This window comes from Streptomyces huiliensis (assembly GCF_020037025.1).
Taxonomy (GTDB): domain Bacteria; phylum Actinomycetota; class Actinomycetes; order Streptomycetales; family Streptomycetaceae; genus Streptomyces; species Streptomyces huiliensis.
Window position 1 is genome coordinate 1 of record NZ_JAIQLH010000358.1, and the last position, 4,435, is coordinate 4,435.

Annotated in this window: 1 protein-coding gene; it reads right to left on the minus strand. The window is 69.3% G+C overall.

The features are described from left to right. Window positions 1–4,435, minus strand: a 4,435-nt coding sequence (locus JNW98_RS33285; RefSeq protein WP_223772028.1) for a HAMP domain-containing protein, incomplete at both ends; no start/stop codon positions are given.

Genomic DNA, 4,435 nt, shown 5'->3' on the forward strand with positions numbered 1-4,435 from the left:
CGCGCCGCGCGCCGGCGGCTCGCCGTGCGCCTCCGCGGCCGGCCCGCCGCCCGGCGGCAGGGCCCGCTGCTCGGTGCTCTCCCCGCCGGTCAGCTGCGGGAAGCCCTCGGCCACCGGCTCGGCGGCGTCGAGCGGGAGGTAGAGGGTGAACGTGGACCCCCGGCCCGGCTCGCTCGCCGCGTGGATCTCGCCGCCCAGCAGCCGGGCGATCTCCCGGCTGATCGACAGGCCGAGCCCGGTGCCGCCGTACTTCCGGCTGGTCGTGCCGTCGGCCTGCTTGAACGCCTCGAAGATCACGCGCATCTTGCTGGCCGCGATGCCGATGCCGGTGTCCGTCACCGAGAAGGCAATCAGCTCGCCGTCCGGGTCGCGCAGCGCCCCGGCCTCCAGCAGCTGCTCGCGGATCGAGTCCGGCACGTCCGCGCCGGCCGGCCTGATGACCAGTTCGACGGCCCCGGTGTCGGTGAACTTGACCGCGTTCGACAGCAGGTTGCGCAGCACCTGGAGCAGCCGCTGCTCGTCGGTGTGCAGGGTGGCGGGCAGCTCCGGCGACACCCGGACCGAGAAGTCGAGCCCCTTCTCCGCCGTCAGCGGCCGGAAGGTGGCCTCCACGTAGTCGACGAGCTGCACCAGGGCGATCCGGGTCGGGCTGACGTCCATCTTGCCCGCCTCGACCTTCGACAGGTCGAGGATGTCGTTGATCAGCTGGAGCAGGTCGGACCCGGCGCCGTGGATCGTCTCGGCGAACTCGACCTGCTTCGGCGAGAGGTTGCCGTCCGCGTTGTCCGCGAGCAGCTTGGCCAGGATCAGCAGCGAGTTGAGCGGCGTGCGCAGCTCGTGCGACATGTTGGCCAGGAACTCGGACTTGTAGCGCATGGAGACGGCGAGCTGCTCGGCCCGCTCCTCCAGCACCTGCCGGGCCTCCTCGATCTCCGTGTTCTTGACCTCGATGTCCCGGTTCTGCCGGGCCAGCCGCTCGGACTTCTCCTCCAGCTCGGCGTTGGAGATCTCCAGCGCCTTCTGCCGGTTCTCCAGCTCCGCCGACCGCTCGCGCAGCTGCTCGGTGAGCTCCTGCGACTGCTTGAGCAGGATCTCCGTCTTGGTGTTGACGCTGATGGTGTTGACGCTGGTGCCGATCATCTCGGCGATCTGGCTGAGGAAGTCCTTCTGGATCTGCGTGAACCGCTGGAACGAGGCCAGCTCGATGACGCCGAGCACCTGGCCCTCGAACAGCACCGGCAGCACGATGACGTGCGCGGGCGGGGCCTCCCCCAGTCCGGAGGCGATCTTCAGATAGCCGGAGGGCACGTTCTCCACCAGGATCCTGCGCTTCTCCTTGGCCGCGGTGCCGATCAGCGACTCGCCGGGCCGGAAGGAGGTCGGCATGGACCCCATCGAGTAGCCGTACGAGCCGAGCATCCGCAGCTCGTACGCGTCCTCGCCGCTCTCCCCCTCGGCGGCCGGCATCCCCATGAAGAAGGCGCCGTGCTGGGCCTCCACGACGGGCGTCAGCTCGCTCATGATGAGCTGGGCGACGTCCTCCAGGTCCCGGCGACCCTGCATCAGGCCGGAGATACGGGCCAGGTTGCCCTTGAGCCAGTCCTGCTCCTTGTTGGCCAGGGTGGTCGAGCGCAGGTTGGCGATCATCGTGTTGATGTTGTCCTGGAGCTCCAGGATCTCGCCGGCCGCGTCCACGTTGATGCGCATGTTGAGGTCGCCGCGGGTCACCGCCGTGGCCACCTCGGCGATCGCGCGGACCTGCCGGGTCAGGTTCCCGGCCATCTCGTTGACGGACTCGGTGAGGTCGCGCCAGGTGCCGTCCACGTCGCGGACCCGCGCCTGACCGCCCAGCTGCCCCTCGGTACCCACCTCGCGGGCGACCCGGGTGACCTGGTCGGCGAACGACGACAGCTGGTCGACCATCGTGTTGATGGTCGTCTTCAGCTGGAGGATCTCGCCCCGGGCATCGATGTCGATCTTCTTGGTGAGGTCGCCCTGGGCGATGGCGGTGGTGACCATCGCGATGTTGCGGACTTGGCCGGTGAGATTGGAGGCCATCGAGTTCACCGACTCGGTGAGGTCCTTCCAGGTGCCGCTGACGCCCGGCACCCGCGCCTGGCCGCCCAGCCGGCCCTCCGTGCCGACCTCCCGCGCCACCCGCGTCACCTCGTCGGCGAACGACGACAGCGTGGTCACCATGGTGTTGACGGTGTCGGCGAGCTGCGCGACCTCGCCCCGCGCCTCCACGGTGATCTTCTTGGTGAGGTCGCCGTTGGCGACCGCGCCGGCCACCTGGGAGATGTTCCGCACCTGACTGGTCAGGTTGTTGGCCATCAGGTTGACGTTGTCGGTGAGGTCCTTCCAGATGCCGGTCACGTCCCGGACCCGAGCCTGGCCGCCCAGCTGGCCCTCGGTGCCGACCTCGCGCGCCACCCGGGTCACCTGCTCGGCGAAGTCCGACAGCTGGTCGACCATGGTGTTGACGGTGGTGACCAGCTCCAGGATCTCGCCCTTGGCGTCGACCGTGATCTTCTTCGAGAGGTCGCCCATGGCCACCGCCGTCGTCACCTCGGCGATGTTCCGCACCTGGGACGTCAGGTTGTTGGCCATGAAGTTGACGGACTGGGTGAGGTCCTTCCAGGTGCCCGAGACGCCCTTCACCTCGGCCTGGCCGCCCAGGATGCCCTCGGTGCCGACCTCCCGGGCCACCCGGGTCACCTGCTCGGCGAACGAGGAGAGCTGGTCCACCATCGTGTTGAGGGTGTTCTTCAGCTCCAGGATCTCGCCACGCGCGTCCACGTCGATCTTCTGCGACAGGTCGCCGCGCGCCACCGCCGTCGCGACCTGGGCGATGTTGCGGACCTGCGCGGTCAGGTTGCCGGCCATGCCGTTGACGGAGTCGGTGAGGTCGCGCCAGACGCCCGCGACGCCCGGCACCTGCGCCTGACCCCCGAGCCGGCCCTCCGTACCGACCTCCCGGGCCACCCGCGTGACCTGGTCGGCGAAGGCCGAGAGCTGGTCGACCATGGTGTTGATGGTGTTCTTGAGTTCCAGGATCTCGCCGCGCGCGTCCACGTCGATCTTCTGGGAGAGGTCGCCGCGCGCCACGGCCGTGGTCACCTGGGCGATCTGCCGCACCTGGGAGGTGAGGTTGCCCGCCATGAAGTTGACCGAGTCGGTCAGCTCCTTCCAGGTGCCGCTGACGCCGTCCACCCGGGCCTGACCGCCCAGCCGGCCCTCGGTGCCCACGTCCCGCGCCATCCGGGTCACCTGGTCCGCGAAGGACGACAGCTGGTCCACCATCGTGTTGACGGTGTTCTTCAACTGGAGCATCTCGCCGGACACTTCGACGGTGACCTTCTGGCCCAGGTCGCCGTTGGCGACCGCCGTCGTCACCTGCGCGATGTTGCGCACCTGTCCGGTCAGGTTGCGGAACGCCGTGTTGACGGAGTCCGTGAGGTCCTTCCACGTGCCCGCCGCGCCCGCTACCTGCGCCTGCCCGCCGAGCTCGCCCTCCACGCCGATCTCCCGTGCCACACGGGTCACTTCGCCACTGAAGGACTGGAGCTGGTCGACCATCGAGTTGACGGTGTTCTTGAGCTCCAGCATCTCGCCGGAGACGTCCACCGTGACCTTCTGGCCCAGGTCGCCGTTGGCGACCGCCGTCGTCACCTGCGCGATGTCCCGCACCTGTCCGGTGAGATTCCGGAACGCCGTGTTGACGGAGTCCGTGAGGTCCTTCCACGTCCCGGCCGCGCCCGGCACCTGCGCCTGGCCGCCCAGCAGCCCCTCGGCGCCGATCTCGCTGGCCACCCGCGTCACCTCGTCGGCGAACGTGCGCAGCGTCTCCGTCATCTGGTTGATCGTCTCGGCCAGCTGCGCGATCTCGCCCCGCGCGCTCACCGTCACCTTCTGCGACAGGTCGCCGTTGGCGACCGCGGTGGTGACCTGCGCGATGCCGCGCACCTGGGCGGTGAGATTGCCCGCCATCAGGTTGACCGAGTCCGTGAGGTCCTTCCAGACGCCCGCGACGCCCGGGACCTGCGCCTGCCCGCCGAGCTCGCCCTCGGTGCCCACCTCGCGGGCCACGCGCGTGACCTCGGAGGCGAAGGACGACAGCTGGTCCACCATCGTGTTGACGGTGTTCTTCAGCTCCAGCATCTCCCCGGCCACGTGCACCGTGACCTTCCGGGACAGATCACCCTTGGCGACCGCCGTCGTCACCAGTGCGATGTCACGCACCTGGGCTGTCAGCCGCGACGCCATGGTGTTGACGGAGTCCGTGAGGTCCTTCCACGAACCCGACATCCCGCGCACCCGTGCCTGCCCGCCGAGCTTGCCCTCGGTGCCGACCTCGCTGGCCACCCGCGTCACCTCGTCGGTGAACGCGGAGAGCTGGTCCACCAGCCCGTTGACGGTCCGCCCCACCTTGAGG